Annotated in this window: 17 protein-coding genes; 5 read left to right on the top strand and 12 right to left on the bottom strand. The window is 66.0% G+C overall.

Annotated features, from left to right (window positions below):
• Positions 1-124 precede the first annotated feature (124 nt).
• Positions 125-808 (top strand): GntR family transcriptional regulator, encoded by a 684-nt coding sequence (locus ABIB95_RS38845; RefSeq protein ID WP_354247800.1) that lies wholly within the window; start codon positions 125-127, stop codon positions 806-808.
• A 10-nt stretch (positions 809-818) separates the two neighbouring features.
• On the opposite strand, the gene ybaK is transcribed toward ABIB95_RS38845, so the two are convergent.
• The 8 genes from ybaK to mobB all read right to left on the bottom strand — a co-directional run bounded on the left by ybaK (position 819) and on the right by mobB (position 10,612).
• Positions 819-1,292, bottom strand: a complete 474-nt coding sequence (gene ybaK / locus ABIB95_RS38840; protein WP_354181214.1) for a Cys-tRNA(Pro) deacylase — start codon at positions 1,290-1,292, stop codon at positions 819-821.
• Positions 1,293-1,527: 235 nt separating this feature from the next.
• Positions 1,528-4,296, bottom strand: coding sequence for a formate dehydrogenase subunit alpha (fdhF, locus tag ABIB95_RS38835; RefSeq protein WP_354247798.1), 2,769 nt, complete (start codon positions 4,294-4,296; stop codon positions 1,528-1,530).
• The gene (locus tag ABIB95_RS38830) at positions 4,293-5,996 is read right to left on the bottom strand and encodes an NADH-ubiquinone oxidoreductase-F iron-sulfur binding region domain-containing protein (protein ID WP_354247795.1); all 1,704 of its coding nucleotides are present in this window, start codon (positions 5,994-5,996) and stop codon (positions 4,293-4,295) included. The genes fdhF and ABIB95_RS38830 overlap by 4 nt, the downstream gene beginning before the upstream one ends.
• 152 nt (positions 5,997-6,148) lie before the next feature.
• Entirely contained in the window at positions 6,149-6,421 is a 273-nt protein-coding gene (locus ABIB95_RS38825) for a hypothetical protein (protein ID WP_063985265.1), read from the bottom strand.
• A gap of 110 nt (positions 6,422-6,531) precedes the next feature.
• Complete coding sequence (locus ABIB95_RS38820) at positions 6,532-8,187, bottom strand: OFA family MFS transporter (protein WP_354247792.1); 1,656 nt, start codon at positions 8,185-8,187, stop codon at positions 6,532-6,534.
• A gap of 324 nt (positions 8,188-8,511) precedes the next feature.
• Positions 8,512-8,775: a sulfurtransferase TusA family protein gene (locus ABIB95_RS38815; RefSeq protein ID WP_014497569.1), complete on the bottom strand. Its 264-nt coding sequence runs from the start codon at positions 8,773-8,775 to the stop codon at positions 8,512-8,514.
• A 43-nt stretch (positions 8,776-8,818) separates the two neighbouring features.
• Positions 8,819-10,075 (bottom strand): molybdopterin molybdotransferase MoeA, encoded by a 1,257-nt coding sequence (locus tag ABIB95_RS38810; RefSeq protein ID WP_354247789.1) that lies wholly within the window; start codon positions 10,073-10,075, stop codon positions 8,819-8,821.
• 9 nt (positions 10,076-10,084) lie between these two features.
• Positions 10,085-10,612 (bottom strand): molybdopterin-guanine dinucleotide biosynthesis protein B, encoded by a 528-nt coding sequence (mobB, locus tag ABIB95_RS38805; protein ID WP_354247787.1) that lies wholly within the window; start codon positions 10,610-10,612, stop codon positions 10,085-10,087.
• 107 nt (positions 10,613-10,719) lie between these two features.
• On the opposite strand from mobB, the gene fdhD reads away from it, so the two are divergent.
• Together fdhD and mobA are read left to right on the top strand one after the other, a co-directional pair.
• The gene (gene fdhD / locus ABIB95_RS38800) at positions 10,720-11,610 is read left to right on the top strand and encodes a formate dehydrogenase accessory sulfurtransferase FdhD (protein ID WP_354247784.1); all 891 of its coding nucleotides are present in this window, start codon (positions 10,720-10,722) and stop codon (positions 11,608-11,610) included.
• A complete protein-coding gene (gene mobA / locus ABIB95_RS38795; RefSeq protein ID WP_354247781.1) occupies positions 11,555-12,232 on the top strand; it encodes a molybdenum cofactor guanylyltransferase MobA in 678 nt (225 codons plus the stop codon). The genes fdhD and mobA overlap by 56 nt, the downstream gene beginning before the upstream one ends.
• Before the next feature lie 33 nt (positions 12,233-12,265).
• Here the strand turns inward: mobA and ABIB95_RS38790 are convergent, their stop codons facing one another.
• The 4 genes from ABIB95_RS38790 to ABIB95_RS38775 are packed head-to-tail and all read right to left on the bottom strand — an operon-like array spanning position 12,266 to position 17,402.
• Complete coding sequence (locus tag ABIB95_RS38790; protein ID WP_354247778.1) at positions 12,266-13,396, bottom strand: FAD-dependent monooxygenase; 1,131 nt, start codon at positions 13,394-13,396, stop codon at positions 12,266-12,268.
• 49 nt (positions 13,397-13,445) lie between these two features.
• Positions 13,446-15,395 carry a molybdopterin biosynthesis protein gene (locus ABIB95_RS38785; RefSeq protein WP_354247775.1) on the bottom strand — a complete coding sequence of 650 codons (1,950 nt, stop codon included), beginning with the start codon at positions 15,393-15,395 and terminating at the stop codon, positions 13,446-13,448.
• A gap of 12 nt (positions 15,396-15,407) precedes the next feature.
• Complete coding sequence (locus ABIB95_RS38780) at positions 15,408-16,514, bottom strand: molybdopterin-binding protein (protein ID WP_354247772.1); 1,107 nt, start codon at positions 16,512-16,514, stop codon at positions 15,408-15,410.
• A gap of 54 nt (positions 16,515-16,568) precedes the next feature.
• Positions 16,569-17,402 carry an ABC transporter substrate-binding protein gene (locus ABIB95_RS38775; protein ID WP_354247769.1) on the bottom strand — a complete coding sequence of 278 codons (834 nt, stop codon included), beginning with the start codon at positions 17,400-17,402 and terminating at the stop codon, positions 16,569-16,571.
• Positions 17,403-17,728: 326 nt separating this feature from the next.
• On the opposite strand from ABIB95_RS38775, the gene ABIB95_RS38770 reads away from it, so the two are divergent.
• Positions 17,729-18,622, top strand: coding sequence for a substrate-binding domain-containing protein (locus ABIB95_RS38770; RefSeq protein ID WP_354247766.1), 894 nt, complete (start codon positions 17,729-17,731; stop codon positions 18,620-18,622).
• Between the two features lie 98 nt (positions 18,623-18,720).
• Positions 18,721-19,950 (top strand): ABC transporter substrate-binding protein, encoded by a 1,230-nt coding sequence (locus ABIB95_RS38765; RefSeq protein WP_354247763.1) that lies wholly within the window; start codon positions 18,721-18,723, stop codon positions 19,948-19,950.
• The last annotated feature ends 269 nt before the right edge of the window (positions 19,951-20,219 follow it).

Genomic DNA, 20,219 nt, shown 5'->3' with positions numbered 1-20,219 from the left:
GAGACATTCTGCCGCCGAGGACCCCGATCGACCCACGGCAGCCATTGCGTACGTTTGTATACAAAGATATACATCGGCGCTGCAAGTGCCATCTCTGCATGGGCAGGATGCGCCGTGAGGGAACATGGCCAGGCGCGTGGCAAAGTCAGGCGGATCGATCACACGCGGCGGCGGCGTGGCACTGGGCGAAGCCGTGTTCCGCTCGCTGTGCGAGGCGCTTCAGGCCGGCAGTTACCGCGCCGGCGACCGGCTGCGCGAGGAAGAGGTCGCGCAGCGGCTCAAGGTCAGCCGCACGCCGGTCCGGGAGGCGCTTGGCCGTCTCGCGGCCCGCGGCTTCGTCGAGCCCGCCGGCGGCCGCGGGCTGATCGTGCGCGACCTCGACATTTCCGAGGTGCTCGAGCTCTACGCTATGCGCGAGATCATGGAAGGTGCTGCAGCGCGCCTGGCCGCCGAGCACGCCTCAGCGCCCGAAGTCCACGCGCTCAGGGATATCGAGCAGGCCTTTATCGAGGCGTCGGCGTCAGACGCTGCCGAGATGGCGCGGCTCAACCGCGCCTTCCACGAAGCCATCTGCCGCGCCGCGCGCAACCGCTATCTCGACAACGCCTCGCGCGAATTGCAGGACTGGATCGCGCTGCTGGGCCCGACCACCTTCACGGTGACGGGCCGTCCCTCGACCAGCCACGGCGAGCACCAGGCCATCATCGACGCCATCGCCGCGCGCGACGGCGACAAAGCCGAGCAGCTTGCGAGGGCGCATATCCGCGAGGCATTGCGCTGCCGGCTCAAGTTGCTGCAGAAGCAGTAGCGCGCGGCGCTCACGCGACCACATCCGCGACGACCGCTTTCAGGACATCCCGCACGTCGCCCGGCTTCAGCCGAACCTGCAAGCCGCGCTGGCCGCCGTTGAGATAGACCTGATCATGCGCGAGCGCGGTCTGCTCGATCACGGTGCGCACAGGTTTGCGCTGCCCGAACGGGCTGATGCCACCGACCTTGTAGCCGGTGACGCGCTCGGCCTCGGGCGGCTTCATCATCTGCGCCGACTTGCCGCTCGCGGCAGCGGCGAGCTTTTTCATGGAGACTTCCTGGTCGGACGGGACGACGACGCAGATCGGCTTGCCGTCCACAAGCGCCATCAGCGTCTTCAGCACGCGCGCGGGGTCCTCACCAAGCGCAGCGGCGGCCTGCAGGCCGATGCTCTCGGCGTCGGGATCGTAGTCGTAGCTATGGACGGTGAAGGCGAGGCCGGCGGCCGTGAGCGCGCGCGTCGCGGGGGTGACTTTGGACATGCGCCAAGTTTACCACCGGAGCGAAGCCGTGGCGATGTCGGGTATATACCCGCCACACATTCGGTGTCGTCCCCCGCGAACGCGGGGACCCATAACCACAGGGAGAAGTTTGGCGGAGGCTCATGGTCCGGGATCGCGACCGTCCGCAATCGATGGATCACGCGGTATGGATCCCCGCGTTCGCGGGGACGACAGCGGTGGGTTGGCGAGACCGTGCTGCCAAACGGCGAATCGCCTACTCCGCCGCGTCCCGCATCTCCGCACGCTCGGCCCTGGCCGCGCAGAACTTGAACTCCGGGATCTTGCCGAAGGGATCAAGCGCCGGGTTGGTCAACAGGTTGGCCGCCGCCTCCGCGTAGCAGAACGGCATGAACACCATGTTCTCCGGCACGTCGCGATCGGAGCGGACCTTGACCTCGACTGCACCGCGGCGGGTCTCCAGCCGGATGAAATCGCCTGGCGCCAACTTCTTCCGGTGCATGTCCTTCGGCGACATGAACGCGACCGCTTCCGGCTCGATCTGGTCGAGCACCTGCGCGCGGCGGGTCATCGAGCCGGTGTGCCAATGCTCGAGCACGCGGCCGGTCGAGAGCACCATCGGATATTCGGCGTCGGGCAGCTCATCCGGCGGGATGACCTTGGCCGGCACGATCTTGCCGCGGCCGCTCGCGGTCGGGAAGCCCGTGGTGAAGATGATCTCGTTGCCGGGCTTGTTCGGATCGTCGGCCGGATAGGTCACGGCACCTTCGCGCACCAGCCGCTCCCAGCTGATGTTCTTGAGCGAGGGCATCAACTCCGCCATCTCGGTGTAGACGTCGCCGGGGCCGGAATAATTCCAGGGCAGGCCCATCCGCTTGCCGATCTCCTGGATGATCCAGAGATCCTGCCGCGCATCGCCCGGCGGCTTGATCACCTGGCGCGCGAGCTGCACGCGGCGATCGGTGTTGGTGAACGAGCCGTCCTTTTCGGCAAAGGCCGAGGCCGGCAGGATGACGTCGGCATGGAACGCGGTCTCGGTGACGAAGAGATCCTGCACGACGAGATGATCGAGCATGGCGAGCGCCTGGCGCGCATGCTGGAGATCGGGATCGGACATCGCGGGATTCTCGCCCTCGATATACATGCCCGTGATCTCGCCGGCATGGATCGCGTTCATGATCTCGACCACGGTCAGGCCGCGGACGGGATCGAGATCCTGCTGCCACAGTTTTTCGAAATTGCCGCGCAGATCGTCGCGGCTGACCGGCTGATAATCCGGCAGGAACATCGGAATCAGGCCGGCGTCGGAGGCGCCCTGCACGTTGTTCTGGCCGCGCAGCGGATGCAGGCCGGTGCCGGGACGGCCGACCTGGCCGGTGATCAGCGCCAGCGCAATCAGGCAGCGCGCATTGTCGGTGCCGTGGACGTGCTGGCTGATGCCCATGCCCCAGAAGATGATCGACGACTTTGCCCGCGCATAGGTGCGCGCAACCTCGCGCAGCGTTTGCGCCGGGATGCCGCAGATCGCCTCCATCTTCTCCGGCGTGAACTCCTTGATCTTCTCCTTGAGGTCCTCAAACCCTTCGGTGTAGCCGGCGATATACTGGTCGTCGGTCAGGCCTTCGGTGATGATCGTGTTGATCATCGCATTCAGCATGGCGACGTCCGAGCCCGGCTTGAATTGCAGATGCTTGGTCGCGTGGCGCGACAGCGTCTGCCGGCGCGGGTCCATCACGAACAGCTTGGCGCCATTCTGCTTGACCGCGTTCTTGATGAAGGTCGCGGCGACCGGATGGTTCACGGTCGGATTGGCGCCGATCACGATGATGACTTCGGCATCCATCGCAGCCGAGAACGGCGCCGACACCGCGCCCGAGCTCAGGCCTTCGAACAGCGCCGCGACCGACGAGGCGTGGCAGAGCCGCGTGCAGTGGTCGACATTGTTCGAGCCAAAGCCGGTGCGCACCAGCTTCTGGAACAGATAGGCCTCTTCATTCGAACCCTTGGCCGAGCCGAAGCCGGCCAGCGCCTTCACGCCCTTCTCATCGCGGATCTTGACGAGGCCCTTGGCCGCGATGTCGAGCGCTTCTTCCCAGCTCGCTTCGCGGAAATGCGTGAAGGGATTGGCCGGGTCGACCTGGTCGTTGGAATCCTTCTTCGCATTCGGCAGCCGCACCAGCGGCTTGGTCAGACGATGCGGGTGGTGGATGTAGTCGAAGCCGAAGCGGCCCTTGACGCAAAGACGATTGTGATTGGCCGGGCCGTCGCGGCCTTCCGCATAGATTACCTTGTCGTCCTTGACCTCGTAGGTCACCTGGCAGCCGACGCCGCAGAACGGGCAGAGCGAATCCACCTTCTTGTCGGCGTAGACGACACGGGTCTGCTTCTCATCCAGCATGACGGCCGGCATCAGCGCGCCGGTCGGGCAGGCCTGCACGCACTCGCCGCAGGCGACGCAGGTGGACTCGCCCATGGGATCGTCGAAGTCGAACACGATCTTCGAGCCATGGCTGCGATACGCCATGCCGATGACGTCGTTGACCTGGACCTCGCGGCAGGCGCGCACGCAGAGGCCGCACTGGATGCAGGCATCGAGATTGACGCGCATCGCCGGATGGCTGGCATCGGTCGCCCAGCGCTCGGCTGCGGGGAAGCGGCTCTCGGTGACGCCTGTGGTCTCGGCCCAGTGCCAGAACTTCGAATCCGGATCGTGCGAGGTCTCGCGCGCCGGCTGGTCGGCGACGAGCAGCTCCATCACCATCTTCTGCGCCGACACCGCGCGCGCGGATTCGGTCTTCACCTTCATGCCGACCGACGGGGTGCGCTTGCAGGACGCGGCGAGCACGCGCTCGCCCTCGATCTCGACCATGCAGGCGCGGCAATTGCCGTCGGGGCGGTAGTCGGGCGCCGGCGAATAGCACAGATGCGGAATCTCGCGGCCTTGGCGTTTTGCAACTTGCCAGATCGTCTCGCCGGGTTTGGCCTCGACCTGCTTGCCGTCGAGCTCGAACGTAATTTTGGTCATTCGGCCGCGTCCTTGAACTCGTCAGGGAAATATTTGATCACGGTAGACAGCGGATTCGATGCCGCCTGTCCGAGCCCGCAGATCGAGGCATCGCGCATCGCCTGGCTCAATTCTTCCAGAAGTGCGCGGTTCCAGACGGGCTTCTGCATCAGCTGCGCCGCCTTCTGGGTTCCGACACGGCACGGCGTGCACTGGCCGCAGCTCTCGTCCTCGAAGAACTTCATCAGGTTCAGCGCGGCCGCGCGCACGCTGTCCTTTTGCGACAGGATCACGATCGCGGCCGAGCCGATGAAGCAGCCGTATTTCTCCAGCGTGCCGAAATCGAGCGGGATGTCGTCCATGGACGCCGGCAGGATGCCGCCCGACGCGCCGCCCGGCAGGTACGCGTAGAACTGGTGCCCGTCGGCCATGCCGCCGCAATATTCGTCGATCAATTCGCGCACGGTGATGCCGGCGGGTGCCAGCTTCATGCCGGGCTTCTTGACGCGGCCCGAGACCGAGAAGCTGCGCAGGCCGTGACGCTCATGGCGGCCATTGCCCTTCCACCAGTCCGCGCCCTTCTCGACGATGTCGCGCACCCACCACAGCGTCTCGATGTTGTTGATCAACGTCGGCAGGCCGAACAGGCCGACCTGGAACGGATAAGGCGGCTTGTGCCGGGGCAATCCGCGCTTGCCCTCGATGCTTTCGAGCAGCGAGGATTCCTCGCCGCAGATATAGGCGCCGGCGCCGCGGCGCATGTGCAGCGTAGGACCGCCCGGCGGAAGCTTTGCGATCTCGCGCTCGAGGATCTCGCGCGATGCCGGATATTCGTCGCGCAGATAGATGTAGACGTCGGAGGCCTGCACGACATGCGCGCCGAGCAGCATGCCTTCGATGAAGCGATGCGGATCGCTTTCGAGATAGACGCGGTCCTTGAACGTGCCAGGCTCGCCCTCGTCGCCATTGATCGCCATCAGCCGCGGGCCGGGTTCGCCCAGCACCGCGCGCCATTTCCGGCCCGTGGGGAAGCCGGCGCCGCCGAGGCCGCGCAGCGAGGCGTCGTCGAGCGCCTTCAGCAGATCGTCCTTCGGCAATTCGCCCGAGCGCACGCGATTGAGCAGCTTGTAGCCGCCGCCGGCGACATAGGCGTCGTAGTCAACGTACTCAGGCAGATGCGCGTGGGTGTCGCCGCCCTTCGCCGCCGCCATCACATTGGCCACGGTCGCGTGATCGACGAAGTTGTGACCGACCTCAGCCGCCGGCGCGGTATCGCAGCGGCCGACGCAGGGCGCGCGCACGACGCGGATGCCCGGACCCGATGTGCTCTGCAGGTCGGCGAGCAGCTTCTCGCCGCCCAGCATCGCGCAAGTGAGAGAATCGCAAACGCGGATCGTCAGCGGCGCGATATCGGGCTCGCCCTCCTTCACCACGTCGAAATGCGCGTAGAAGGTCGCGGTCTCGAACACCTCGGCGAAGGCGAGCTTCATCTCGTCGGCGAGCGCGGCGAGATGCGCGGCCGAGATCTGGTGATATTTGTCCTGGATCAGGTGCAGATATTCGATCAGCAGATCGCGCCGCCGCGGCTTGTCGCCGAGCAGCTGCTCGATTTCGTGCGCGGCGGTGGGATCGACCTGCCGCCCCTTGGGCGTGGCCTTGGCTCGCTTCCGCCCCTCGCCCGGATGTTCGAACGGGCGGACCTCGTGCACGTCGTGACTCATCGATGCGTCTCGTATCTCTTCTTTAGAACGAGTCCAACTCTAGCCCCTGGCATACCAGATGCCAAGAGAATTCATGCGTTCCGATAAGCATTTAAGGGGCATGCAGCCGCCCAGCTTCATGCCCCTTCATCGACCCGATTTGTGGCGCGGCCTCACGTCTTGCTCATGCACTCTTCGATGTAGAACCAGCGGTCGTCGCCGGCGAGGCCCTTGGACTTCACGTCGGCGCGGCAAGCCTTGAGCTTCGGCTTGTTGGCCGCCCACTTGGCCTTCATGTCCTTCAGCTTCTGCATGGTGAGCTTGATCTTGCCCGGCTTGGCTTCGGTCGTTGCGGCAGGCGCCGCCGGCGGCGTCGTCTGCGCGGATGCGGCATGAAGGCCAGCGACAAGCAACACGGCCACAAGGCAAATTCGGGTGCGAAGCATTTCAATCCCCCTAAGTCCCACTCTTGATTAAGTCCGACTCTTGATGATGTCTAAAAGGCGAACGCCGCGGGACGCCGATGATCAGCATCCCGCGGCAGTCTCGACGGCGATCAGAAGATCTTGACCGCGCTCTCCAGTGTCTTCCAGACACCCCAAAGCAGGGGCACGCCGACGAAGGCCCAGAACAGCGCCGCCTTGACGTCAAGCCCGCCGAATCCGATGCCGTAGGAGCCGTGCGGCCCCGCGGCAGCGGCGCTGGCGCTCGCCGCTTGCAGCTTGGCGACGTCGGCGTCCTTCATGTGCCACTTCGAATCGACCGGCTTGATCAGGTAGTTGCAGATCAGGCCCGCGATCAGCATCGCGCACAGGATGTACATGGTCGTGTTGTAGAGCTGATCGCGCGGCACGCCCGCCGCGAGCTGGAACTCGCGGATGTAGTTCACCACGACGGGACCGATGATGCCCGCGGTGGACCACGCCGTCAGCAGCCGGCCGTGGATGGCGCCGACGAACTGGGTCCCGAACATGTCGGCAAGGTAGGCCGGCACGGTGGCGAACCCGCCGCCATACATCGACAGGATGATACCGAAGCCGAGCACGAACAGAAGCTTCGAGCCCATCGCCGCAAACGTCGGCGCGAGCGCGTAGAGCACGATGCCGAGGATGAAGAACGTGTAGTAGGTGTTCTTGCGCCCGATCTTGTCCGACAGCGATGCCCAGAAGAAGCGGCCGCCGATGTTGAACAGCGACAGCAATCCGGCGAAGCCCGCGGCGATCGCGGCGATCTGCGCCTTCTGCCCGGCGTCGAGCGCGTTGAAGCCGACTTCAGGCAGGCCGATCAGCTTGCCGGCGAAGATTTCCTGGAGCATCGGCGAGGCCATGCCGATCACGCCGATGCCGGCCGATACGTTCAGGCACAGCACCCACCAGATCAGCCAGAACTGCGGCGTCTTGTGCGCGTCGTTGAGATGGACGTTGCTCTTCGAGATCATCGCGTTGGCCTTGGACGGCGGAGTCCAGCCCTCGGGCTGCCAGCCGGGCGGCGGCAAGCGATAGCGGAACGCGCCGATCATCATGAACACGAAGTAGATGACGCCCATCGCGACGAAGGTCTCCCAGACGCCGACCGAGGTCGGGGTCTTGAAGTAGTTCATCAACAGGTTCGCCAGCGGCGCGCCGATCATTGCGCCGCCGCCGAAGCCCATGATGGCCATGCCGGTCGCCATGCCGCGGCGGTCCGGAAACCACTTCACCAGCGTCGACACCGGCGAGATATAGCCAAGGCCAAGACCGACGCCGCCGATCACGCCCGAGCCCAGCCACAACAGCCAGAGCTGATGGGTGTAGACCCCGATCGCACCGAGGAAGAGACCGCCGCACCAGCACAGCGCCGAGACGAAGCCGGCCTTGCGCGGGCCGACGCGCTCCAGCCAACCGCCCCAAACCGCGGCCGCGATACCGAGCAACACGAAGAACAGCGTGTACATCCACCCCATGCTGGCGACCTTCCAGTCGCAGCTGGTCGTGAACAACTCCTGAAACAGCGACATGTCTGCGCACGCCTTCGGCGCGGTCACTCCGATCGCGCGCGACAGCGGCAGCCAGAACACCGAGAAGCCGTAGGCCATGCCGATGCAGAGATGGATGCACAGCGCAGCCGGCGGCACCAGCCAGCGATTGAAGCCGGCGGTCGCGATGGTTCGCTCGCGATCCAGAAAACCTGCGCCGGCACCCGAAAGTGTTCCAGCGCTCTCGATTGTTGCCATGTAGTCCTCCCCTGCAGTTGCCCTTCTGAGCAAGCCTGCCGCTGCAATCCTGGTCCTCAGCCCGTTGCGGCGCAGCCAACGGTCCCTGCTGCTCCGCACAATCATTCGACGCGCGCCAGGATCGTCACGCGCGTCCGAGTCGTTACCCCCCCCCGAGCGGGGCTCTATGCCGATACACCGTGCAGGCTTCGTGAGCTTGGCCCGTTCATCCGCGTATCGCAGACAAGACTCAACCTCCGCGCCTGCACGGAGGTTGTCAATTGGGGCAGAAGCCACGATTGATGTCGATAGACAAAAGGTAGGTATCAGCAGAGTGACCGTGCACTACGAACGCAGCGCACCATTGGTTTTCTCTATCGATCCATTGATCTTTTCTATCAAGAACACGATGCGCGCCTCGTTGCGCTCGGTGATCTCCACCGTGTCGCCCGTCTCGCGGATCAGGTTCGGAATGTCAATCACCGACAAGGGGTCGGTGCAGTGCACTTCGAGCTGATCGCCCGGCTGTAACGGTTTGAGCGCCTTGCGCGTCTTCAGGGCAGGTAGCGGGCATTTCAACCCGGTGAGATCGAGCGTGGTTCTGGTCATGGGCGCAACATGGCGGGGTGAGGCGACGGCGTCAACGCGAGGCTCAGAGCAAATCCGCATAGGACAAGAAACCCACGCTCTGGCCCGGCTCGACGCGCGTGATATCGTCGCCGAGTTCGATGAGGCCATCGGTCTCGACCAGCGACGACAGCAGGCCTGCGCCTTCGCGCGGAAACTTGACCGCTTCCAACGCACCGTCCTCTCCGCGTCGCAACGAGCTGCGAACATATTCGCGGCGGCCGATCTTCTTCTTGTAAGTGAACGCAGCGCGCACCGGAATCGGCAACAGCGGCTCCGGCAGACTGCCCGCAAGCGCCAGCACCGTCGGCCGCACCACGTGGACGAAGGTGACGAAACTGGCGACGGGATTGCCGGGCAAGCCGATCAGCGGCGTACCGCCGATGATGCCCATCGCCACGGGACGGCCGGGCTTGATCGCCATCCGCCACAGCACCAGCGAGCCGATGCTCTCGACAGCCGCCTTGACGTGGTCCTCCTCGCCGGTCGAGACGCCGCCGGTGGTGAGGATCAGATCGTGGCCGCCTGCAACCTGCTTCAATCCATCCGCGAGCGCATTGCGTTCGTCGCGCAAGATGCCGAGGTCGGAGACCTCGCAGCCGAGCCGGCGCAGCATCGCCATCAGCATGAAGCGGTTGGAATCGAACAGCTGTGAGGCCGCGCGCGGCTCGCCGGGCGAAGCCAGCTCGTCACCGGTCGAGAACACGGCGACGCGGATGCGCCTGACGACGTCGAGCCGGGTCAGGCCGAATGCTGCAGCAAGCGCGACATGCTGCGGCCGCAGCCGCTGGCCGGCCCGCAGCGCGACGTGTCCTTGCGGAATGTCCTCGCCCGCCGGGCGGACATTGGCGCCGGGCTTCAGCCCCGGCGGCAGCACGATTCTGCCGGCCTCATCGAGGCGGACGTCTTCCTGCATGAAGACGGTCTCGGCGTCAGGCGGCATTGGCGCGCCCGTGAAGATGCGCGCAGTGTGGCCGGCCTTGATCGGCGCCTGCGCAAGGCCGCCGGCCTGGATGCGGCCGTCGAGCGGGAATGCCCGTTCCGCGCCTTCCGGAAGGTCGGCGTTGCGCACGGCGTAACCGTCGACGGCGGAGTTCGTGAAGGGCGGCAGCGGCAGGGGCGCCGCGATATCGCGCGCGAGCACGCGTCCGTCGGCGTCAACGAGTGCCACGGTCTCGATATCGGCGATCGCATTGACGCGCGTGGTGATCAGACCAACGGCCTCGTCGACCGACATCATCGGTCCGCCGAAGGCAAAGCAATCGTCCGACAGTTGCGCCATGGTGCCTCGTCAGCGTATCGCGGCGCTTTTTGCCACCGCTTCCTCGACCGGCATCGCCGCACGCAGCAGCAATGCCGCGGCAGCCTCGATATCATCGAGATGGACGGTCGGCAGGCGGGTTTCAATGGCGATGTCGGTCGCGATCCCGACAATCCCGGGATCATCGGGAAATAGCAGCGGCTTGCCGTTGGCGGCGCGATGCACCTCGATCTTGCGGTGCGGCTCGCGCTTGAAGCCCTCGACCACGACGAGATCGACGGCTGATAGCTTGCTCAGGAGCTCCGGCAGCCGCGGTTCCTCGGCGCCGCGCAACTCATGCATCAGGGCCCAGCGGTTCGACGACGCAACCAGCACCTCGGCCGCGCCGGCCTCGCGGTGGCGCCAGGAATCCTTGCCGGGCACGTCGACGTCGAACTGGTGATGGGCATGCTTGATGACGGAGACGCGCAGGCCTTGCGCGTTGAAATGCGGGATCAGCCGCGTCAACAGCGTGGTCTTGCCCGCACCGCTCCAGCCCGCAAGGCCGATGACTTTCATCGCAACTCGATCTCCGCCGGCCGTGTCATGCGGCCGGAACCGCCTTCTCCATCGTCGTGAGCATGCTTATATCGGCTTGACCCGAATGTCATGCTAACGTCGCGGCCATGATGAAGATCGACAAAGCCCCGGTGCCCCTGATCGTTCCGAACCCTGACGACCCGCGCCTGACGGAGCGCGTGACCGGCACCGACCAGACCGGCGCCAAGGTCGAGATCAAGGTGCCGATGGAACGGCCGCTGACGCTCTACCTGAATTCGCAGGAGATCGTCACCATGATGACGATCGGCGACTACCCGGAATATCTGGCGCTGGGCTATCTGCTCAACCAGAACATGCTGAAATATAATGACGAGGTCACCGAGGTCGAATACGACGACGACCTCCAGGTGGTGGTGGTGCGCACCTCACATCACACCAATTTCGAAGCCAAGCTGAAGAAGCGCACCCAGACCTCGGGCTGCGCGCAGGGCACCGCGTTCGGCGACCTGCTGGAGGCGGTCGAGAGCGTCGCGTTGCCGCAGGCTGAGCTGCGCACCTCCTGGCTCTATCAGATGACGCAGACCATCAACACCATGCCCTCGCTCTATCTGGAGGCCGGCGCGATCCATGGCTGCGTGCTGTGCAGGGAGGGCGAGCCGCTCTGCTACACCGAGGACGTCGGCCGTCACAACGCGGTCGACAAGATCGCGGGCTGGATGTACCGCCACGGCGTCGATGCCTCCGACAAGATCCTCTACACCACGGGACGGCTCACCTCGGAAATGGTGATCAAGACCGTGCGCATGGGCATTCCGATCCTGGTGTCGCGCTCCGGCTTCACCGCCTGGGGTGTCGATCTCGCACGCCAGGTCGGACTGACGCTGGTCGGCCGCACGCGCGGAAAGCGCTTCATCGTGCTCGCGGGCGAAGAGCGCATCGTCTACGACCAGGACCTCGCTTATGTCGAGGAGGAATCGGCCAAGCACAAGCGCAAGGGTGAAAGTGGTGACGACTGAAATTCCGCTGACGCAATGCGTGCTGCTCGCAGGCGGCCTCGCACGGCGCATGGGCGGCGGCGACAAGCCAATGCGGACCATCGGCGGCCGCACCATCCTTGAGCGCGTGATCGCGCGATTGACGCCGCAATGCAGCGGATTGATCCTCAACGCGAATGGCGATCCCGCACGCTTCGCGGCGTTCGGTCTGCCCGTTGTCGCCGATGACGTACCCGGCTTTCCCGGTCCGCTCGCCGGCATCCTTGCCGCGCTCGACTGGACGGCGGCGAACCGGCCTGACATCGAATGGGTGCTCAGCGCAGCAGGCGATTGCCCGTTCCTGCCACGCGATCTCGTCGCGCGCCTGCACGAGGCGCGGACGCGGGAGAACGCCCAGCTCGCGGTCGCCGCATCAGGCGACCAGTCGCATCCGGTGATCGGTCTGTGGCGCGTCGCCTTGCGCGACGAGCTGCGTCACGCGCTGGTCGTCGAGGACCTCCGCAAGATCGACCGCTGGACCGCGCGCTATCCGCTGGCAACGGTGACATGGCCGGCCGAGCCGCTCGATCCGTTCTTCAACGCCAACACGGTCGAGGACATCGCCGAAGCCGAACGGCTGGCCGCGCTGGATGCGGCCTCCTGACAAGAAGCGTCGGCGCAAGTGCGAGCAGACGGTTCAAGCCGCCAGCGGCACTTGCCAGGCGTCGTAGCCGTAGACCCAGCTCGTATCGGTGCGCTCCTTGAGCCAGATGTTGGCGCGCGAGGTCTCCTGCACCCGCGTCGTGCGCACCTTGCGGGTCGCCTCGAAGCGGCGGAACGCATTGGCGACGCCGTCGCGGCCGACACCGTCGAGGCAGCGCGACAGCACGGCGGCGTCCTCGATTGCCATCGCCGCGCCTTGCGCCATGTAGGGCGTCATCGGATGGCAGGCATCGCCGAGCAGCGTCACCTTGCCATCGGCCCAGTGCTCCAGCGCGTCGCGGTCCATGATCGCCCATTTGTGCACGTCGGGACAGGCGGCGAGCACCTGAGTGACCTGCGGATGAAAGCCTTCGAATGATGCGCGCAGATCGCGCACGTCTCCCTTCGCCGACCAGGACTCGATGCGGAAGTCCGGCTCGGGCTGGCTGGTGACGAGATAGACCTCGCTGCGATCAGGCTTAACGTAATAGATCACGATGTGGCGGTCCTCGCCCCACCATTTGGTGCAGTCGTCGATCCCTGCGCCGCCGAGCAGCGCGGCGGGATAGGTGGTGCGGTAGGCGATGCGGCCGGTGAATTTGGCCGGCGCGGTGTCGAACAGGAGATCGCGGACCGTCGAATGGACGCCGTCCGCGCCGACCACGGCATCGGCGATGGCACGCGTGCCATCGGCAAAGCTCAGCCGGACACCATCGCCGGTCTCATCGAGGCCAACGAGCTTGTGATTGAGCCGCACAAATTCGTTCGGCACCACGCTCGCCAGCGCCGCATGGAGATCGCCGCGATGGGCCAGCAGATAGGGCGCGCCGAACTTCTCTTCCGCGCTCTCGCCAAAAATCATGTCGAACTTGATGTCGCCGCTCTTCCAGTCGCGGTTGTTCCAGGAGCGTGGATAGAACGAGTGCTCGCGCATCCGCGCCTCCAGCCCCAGTTCGCGCAACACCTTCATCGCGTTGCAGCCGATCTGGATGCCGGCGCCGATGCGGGCGAACTGGGACGCCTGCTCGTAGACCATCACATCGATGCCGACGCGCCGAAGCGCCGCGGCCGTCGCAAGCCCGCCCATGCCGGCACCGACGATCGCGACCGAAAGCGGCCTTGCCATCGCGTCCCCCACCCTGCCGCGCGGCTTGAACGCCGCGTCGTCGTCGCCTCTACGCAGGCCGGAAGCCCGCCCGCTCCAGCGCGGTACGCGCCTCATCCGAGCCGAGTGCGTCGAGAAAGGCCTGCACCGCCGGCCGCTGCTTGCGCGCCGTCACCAGCGCGAAATCATAATGCTCTTCCGCGAGCGGAATGAAACCGAGACCGACCGCATGGGCGACCGGCGCAATGGTCATGCCCCAGTCGGCGCGGTGCTGCGCGACAGCCGCAGCCACGGCATTGTGCGAGCGCGGCTGGTTCCAGTAACCTTCCGGGCGCGCACCGCCGAGCAGGCGGTCGATCAGGATGCGCGTGCCGGCGCCCTGGTTGCGGTTGACCATGATGCAGGCAGGGTCCGCGAGCGCGGCGGCAACGGCCTCCTTCGCACCGAGCCCCTCAAAACGCTTGTCACCACTCCGGAACACGATGCCCTGCATCCGCCGCCAGCCCGGCAGGAGCTCAAGCCCCTCAACGAGGTAAGGCGTGTTGTAGGTCTCGCTCTTGTCGTCGAACAGATGGATCGGCGCGAGATCGCATTCGCCCCGCTTCGCCCCCGCGAGTCCGCCGAGGCTGCCGACCGCGATCGAGCGCACGGTCAGCCCCGCATGCGCGAGCTGTGCGGTGACGAGATCGAGGCCGGTGCAATGGCTGCCGACGATGACGAGATCGGGCACCCGCACATGCGGCGTGAACAGCGTCACCTCGGCGTCGGTCCCTGCCGGCATCTGGTCGGCAAGCGCGTCGATGCGCAGAAAACCGTCGGCCTGGGCGAACGACGTGATCGCACCCGACCCCTTGCCGGAGGGATAGGCGATCAGGCCGTCCTTGCCGCCGACCAGCGAGACCATGACGAACTCGGTGCGGCCGAGCTCGGAGACGATGCGCACCGGCACGGTCGCCCTCACCTTGGCATCGGAGCGTGGCGGCAGCCCGGCCATCCTGCGCAGTGCCGGCACGATCATGTCGTGGAAGGTGAACATCGCCGAGGTCGGAAACCCCGGCAGGATCACCACCGGCTTGCCGTCGCACACCGCAAGGCACAGCGGCTTGCCGGGCTTGAGCGCGACGCCGTGCGCGATGATGCCGGGCTGGCCGAGCCGGCCGATGATGCGATGGGACACGTCGCCCGCGCCTTTCGAGGTGCCACCCGACAGCACCAGCATGTCGGCATCCGCCAGCGCGCGGCGCATGGCGGCTTCGAGTTTTGCCTCATCGTCGGGAATGGCGCCGAGGAACACCGCCTCGCCGCCATTCTCGTCGATCGCGGCGGCGACGATGGCGCCGTTGGTGTCGTAGATCGCAGCCGGCGCGAGCGCCTCGCCGGGCTGAACCAATTCGTCACCGGTGGAGATCACGGCAACACGCGGCTTGCGCGCGACAGTCACCTCGGCAATGCCGCAAGCCGCCAGCATGCCGATCTCACGCGAGCCGATCATCGTGCCGGCGCGCAGCAGCGCCTCGCCGCGCGCGATGTCGGAGCCTGCGTAGGACACAAACTGTCCCGGCGAGACGGCTCGCCGGACGTCGATCGCATCGGATCCGGCGGGCTGGGTATGCTCGACCATGACGACGGCGTCGGCGCCGCGCGGTAGCGGCCCGCCGGTTGCGATCGGCGTTGCGGTTCCCGTCGCCACCTGCAGCTTCGGCGCGGTGCCGCAGTGAATGGTCTCGCCGTTCAGCGCAAGGCGAACGGGCGCGCCTTCGCCGGCCGCGGCGAGATCGGCCGAGCGCACGGCAAAGCCGTCAACGTTGGAACGGTCGAACGGCGGAACGTCGAGGGGCGCCGTGATGTCTTCGGCGAGCGCCGCGCCGAGCGCATCGGCAAGCTTGCGCGCCTCGCTCGGGACCGCGCGCGGGAACAACGCGGCTTCAAAGCGCGCCAGCGCGTCCTCGCGCGAGAGGATCTTGAGGAACTGCTCCTGTTCGAGCGCGCTGCGGTCTTGCGATTGCGGGATCATCGTCATGCCAAACCCATATCATTCCCGCATCAGATAGGCATCGACCGGCGTTCCTGCCGCAAATCCCTCGTGGCTGGCGGGAACGAGCAGCCATGCATCGGCCCGGGCAATGGCCTGAAGCGGCCATTCTCCCACCGCAAGCGGGAGCCACCCATGATGTTCCTCAGCCAGCAGAGCGACTTCGGCGATGCCCACACTGGATGCGATTTTTCGCGCGAGCGGCAAGGTCATGCGTCGGCGCAGCTGCCGCGCCGACAGCCGATCGACGAGCGGCAGCACGAGCGCGAACCAGGCGGCAAGCGCATGATCGGGCGAGCCGGGCAAGGCGACGACGGGAACCTGTCCGAGCCGCCCGACCGCGGCGGTGCGTCCGGGCTGGAGCGCGAGGCCGTGGGCGAGCACGTCACCATGCCGGGCCAGCGCGCTGACCGCGGCATCCCGGCGGCCGGCGCCGCTGCCGCCGACCGTCGCGACGATATCGCAAGTGAGATCGCCGAGCGCTTCCGCGATCGATGCCGCATCTCGCGCGGCAGCTTCGCGCGCTTGCACCTGCAGCCCTGCCGCGCGCGCGATCTCGGCAATCATGTGTGCCGTCACGGCCGCACCCGGCACGTTGACGATGCACAGCCGCGGCCGCCGTACGCTCAGCTTTTCAACACCGGCGGTGCGCGCGAGCAGCAGTGTGGCAGGATGGATCAAATGCCCTTCCGCCACGGCGGGCGCCCGCCCGGCGATGTCGCTTCCGGCGCGCCTGACGCCCTGTCCGGGCACGCCCTCCGCCAGCACCTGGGCGAGTGGACCCGACACCTCAACTGCGTCGGCATCGAGCACACAATCACATCCCGGCGGCATCGCGTCGCCGGCGTCGACCCAAACGGGCGCTGTTGTCAGAGGCAGCGGCGAATAGGCGGACGCGCCGACAATATCGTTGGCGCAGAGCGCCCAGCCATCCGCAGCCGCGATGTCGCGCGTCGGAAAGGCCGCAAGCAGCGGCGTCCCCGCCGCGATGCAGCCGGCGGCCTCCGTCAGGGGCAACTCGATCGTCGCGATCGGATCAACGCCTCGCAGCAACGCGGAGAGCGCAGTGTCGAGCGGCGTCAGCGATGGCGGCAGGCGCTGGGTCATGCGCCATGATGGACCATGCATCGCCCGGTTTGGCAACCGCTGGCGATGCGAAGGTCAGCCGCCGGATTTGGCCGCATTGGGGAAGAACAGCTGCTGTCCGTCGACCTTGTAGCCGGCGATCGCCGCCTGCCCCTCCGGCGAAATCAGCCAGTCGATGAAGGTCTGCCCCAGCTCCTTCTTCACGTCCGGAAACTTTTCCGGGTTCACCAGCATCGCGCCGTACTGATTGAGCAGCCGCTTGTCGCCTTCGACGACGATGTCGAGATCGCCGCGATCCTTGAAGGCGATCCAGCTGCCGCGGTCGGACAGCACATAGGCGTTCGCCGTGCGCGCCGCGTCGAGGGCTGCGTCCATCCCTTGCTTGACTTCGCGATACCATGCGCCCTTGGCAGCGGAGATATCGATGCCGGCGACGATCCAGAGCGCGAGCTCCGCGCCATGGGTGCCCGAGCGATCGCCGCGCGTCACGAACGGCGCGCCCTTGGCCTCGATCGCCTTCAGCGCGGTGGCGATGTCCTTGCCTTTCACGGCGGCGGGATCGCTCTTCGGTCCGATCAGCACATAGTCGTTGTACATCACGTCAAAACGCTTCACGCCAAAACCGTCGGCGACGAACTTCTCCTCCTGCGGCCGTGCGTGCATCAGCACGACGTCGACTTCGCCCCTGCGCGCGCCGTCGAGCACTTCATCGGCACGCCGCGCGATCACCGTCACCTCGATGCCGGTCTTCTCGCGGAAGATCGGCAGCAGATGATCGAGCAGGCCGGACTCCTGTGTCGCCGTGGTCGAGGCCAGCACGATCGCGCGGTCCTCCGCAAATGACGCCGCCACGCCCGCGGCGAGGCCGCAGAGAAGCGCAAGTGCAGCGGACAGGCGGCGGACGACCATGATCGGGTTCCCATTGGCTATGACGCGATCATGATGATGATCGATTGCGCCACACTCGTGACGCGTTTGCGCGTCGCGCTCCCCACTCGGGACATTTCGGCAATGCGGCTCGCGCGGTGCGCCCATTGCAATTGCGAGCGCGACGGCCGCAAGGCCCGCGCCACGCGGGTGCTTCAGGATCGTTCACCAAAGCAGAAATCGCGCGTGAGGATGTGTTGCAAAGCAGCGAGATGATCGGGCATGGTCCCGGCGGACGTAAATTGAAATGCAGAATTCCACCTGCGTCGAACGCCAAAAAGAAGCAAGAATTTGCATAGGAATGCAGGATGGAATTCCTGACGACCAGCGAAGCCGCCGAATACCTTCGGCTCGGCGAACGCAAGCTCTACGAACTCGTCACCACCGGCGCGATTCCCTGCACCAAGGTGACCGGGAAGTGGCTCTTCCCGCGGCACGAGCTCGACCTCTGGGTCCTGTCGGGACTGGCGCGTCCGGCCGGCATGCTGACTGCGGAGCCGCCGCCGGTCGTTGGCGGCAGCCAGGACGAGCTTTTGGACTGGAGCCTGCGTGAATCCGGCTCGGGCCTGGGATCGATGAGCGAGGGCAGCGCGCGCGGGCTCGAGCGCTTGCAACGCGACGAGGTGATGGCCGCGGCAGTGCACTTCCACAGCCTGGAGGCCGACGGCAATCTTGCCTCCGACGCCAGTGCGACGACGCTGCGTGACGCGCCTGACCTGCATGATGCGGTGCTGGTCGCATTCGTGCGCCGCGAGCAGGGTCTCGTGCTGCCGCCGGGCAATCCGAAACGGCTGCGCGGCCTCTCCGACGTGCTTGCGCTCGGCGTCAGGATGGCGATGCGACAACAGGGCACAGGCGCGCAGATGCTGCTCGACGTGCTGTTGAAGCGCGCCGGCGCCTCGACGCGCGATCTGCGCCGGGTCGAGACGCCGGCCCTCACCGGGCCAGATCTCGCCGAGATCGTCCGCGCGGGACAGGCCGATTGCGGAATCGCGACGCGTGCTGCGGCGCGCTCGGCCGGGCTCGATTTCGTGCCGCTGGTCTGGGAGAATTTTGATCTCGCAATGCGGCAACGCAGCTATTTCCGCCCGCCGATGCAAGCCCTGATCCGGTTCCTCAGCGAAAGGCGGTTGCGGCAGCGCGCCGAGGAACTGACCGGCTACGATCCCTCGCCGGCGGGACAGATCCGCTTCGCGGCCTGACGTTGACGCCCGCCCCCAAATAGTTGCAAAAGAAACCAATTCAGCCGGGCCATACCCGGGCAACACCGGCCAACGAGCCGGATCAGGGGAGGACAAGCGTGAATCCAACGAGATTTGGACTGCCGGTCGCGGCCGGCTTTGCAGCGACGTTCTTGGCGGCGGCGCTGCTGCCGGGTGCGGCGTCGGCGCAGGTTTCCGACGACATCGTCAAGATCGGCGTGCTCACCGACATGAACGGCCCCGCCTCCGCGCCGACCGGCCAGGGATCAGTGACGGCGGCGCAGATGGCGATCGACGATTTCGGCGGCAAGGTGCTCGGCAAGCCGATCAGCATCGTGATCGGCGACCACCAGCTCAAGGCCGATATCGGCGGCGGCATCGCGCGGCGCTGGTACGATGTCGACCAGGTCGACCTGATCGTCGACGTGCCGGTCTCCGCGGTCGGGCTCGCGGTGCAGAACGTCGCCAACGAGAAGAAGCGGCTATTCATCACCCACTCCACCGGCACCGCGGATTTCCACGGCAAGTTCTGCTCGCCCTACGCGATCCAGTGGGTGTTCGACACCCGCGCGCTCGCCGTCGGCACTGCGGATGCGGTGGTCAAGCGCGGCGGCGACAGCTGGTTCTTCATCACCGACGACTACGCCTTCGGCCATTCGCTGGAGCGCGACGCCTCTAGCGTCGTCACCGCCAATGGCGGCAAGGTGCTGGGCTCGGTGCGGCCGCCGCTGGCAACCCCCGACCTCTCCTCCTTCGTGCTGCAGGCGCAGGCCTCCAAGGCCAAGATCATCGGCATTGCCGCAGGTCCCCCGAACAACATGAACGAGATCAAGACCGGCTCGGAGTTCGGCGTGTTCAAGGGCGGCCAGCAGATGGCGGCGCTGCTGGCGCTAATCACCGACATCCACGGCCTCGGCCTGCAGGCCGCCCAAGGGCTGTTGCTGACCACGTCGTTCTATTGGGACATGGACGACAAGACCCGCGAATGGTCGAAGCGCTATTTCGCCAAGATGAACAAGATGCCGTCGATGTGGCAGGCCGGCGTCTATTCGAGCGTGATGCACTATCTCAACGCCATCAAGGAGACCGGCACCGACGATCCGCTCAAGGTCGCGGCCAAGATGCGGGAAAAGCCGATCGAGGATTTCTTCGCCCGCAACGGCAAACTGCGCGAGGACAATCTGATGGTGCACGACCTCTGGCTGGTGCAGGTGAAGACGCCGGAGGAGAGCAAATATCCGTGGGACTATTACAAGATCCTCACGACCATCTCGGGCGAGAAGGCGTTTGGCCCACCGGACCCGGCGTGTCCGCTGGTGAAGAAGTAGGTTTGGCGAGTATGAGGCCGCGATGACGGTGCACCCTCTCCCCTTGCGGGAGAGGGTGGCTCGCCGCATGGCGGCGAGACGGGTGAGGGGTATCTCTCCTCGAGTCGTCTTTCAGCTTCGAGTTCGCGGATAGATACCCCTCATCCGGCGCTACGCGCCACCTTCTCCCGCAAGGGGCCTGTTGCGTAATTCGTCAATTGTGATTCCCTAGGGCAAAGCCTTGGAGGGTAGCGATGGCGGTCAAGCGGACGGGACAGCCGAGCTTTGTG

Source organism: Bradyrhizobium sp. LA2.1, from assembly GCF_040547725.1.
Classification (GTDB): Bacteria; Pseudomonadota; Alphaproteobacteria; order Rhizobiales; family Xanthobacteraceae; genus Bradyrhizobium; species Bradyrhizobium barranii.
Note: the sequence above shows the minus strand (reverse complement) of the source record. Positions and strands in the feature narration are given on the sequence as shown.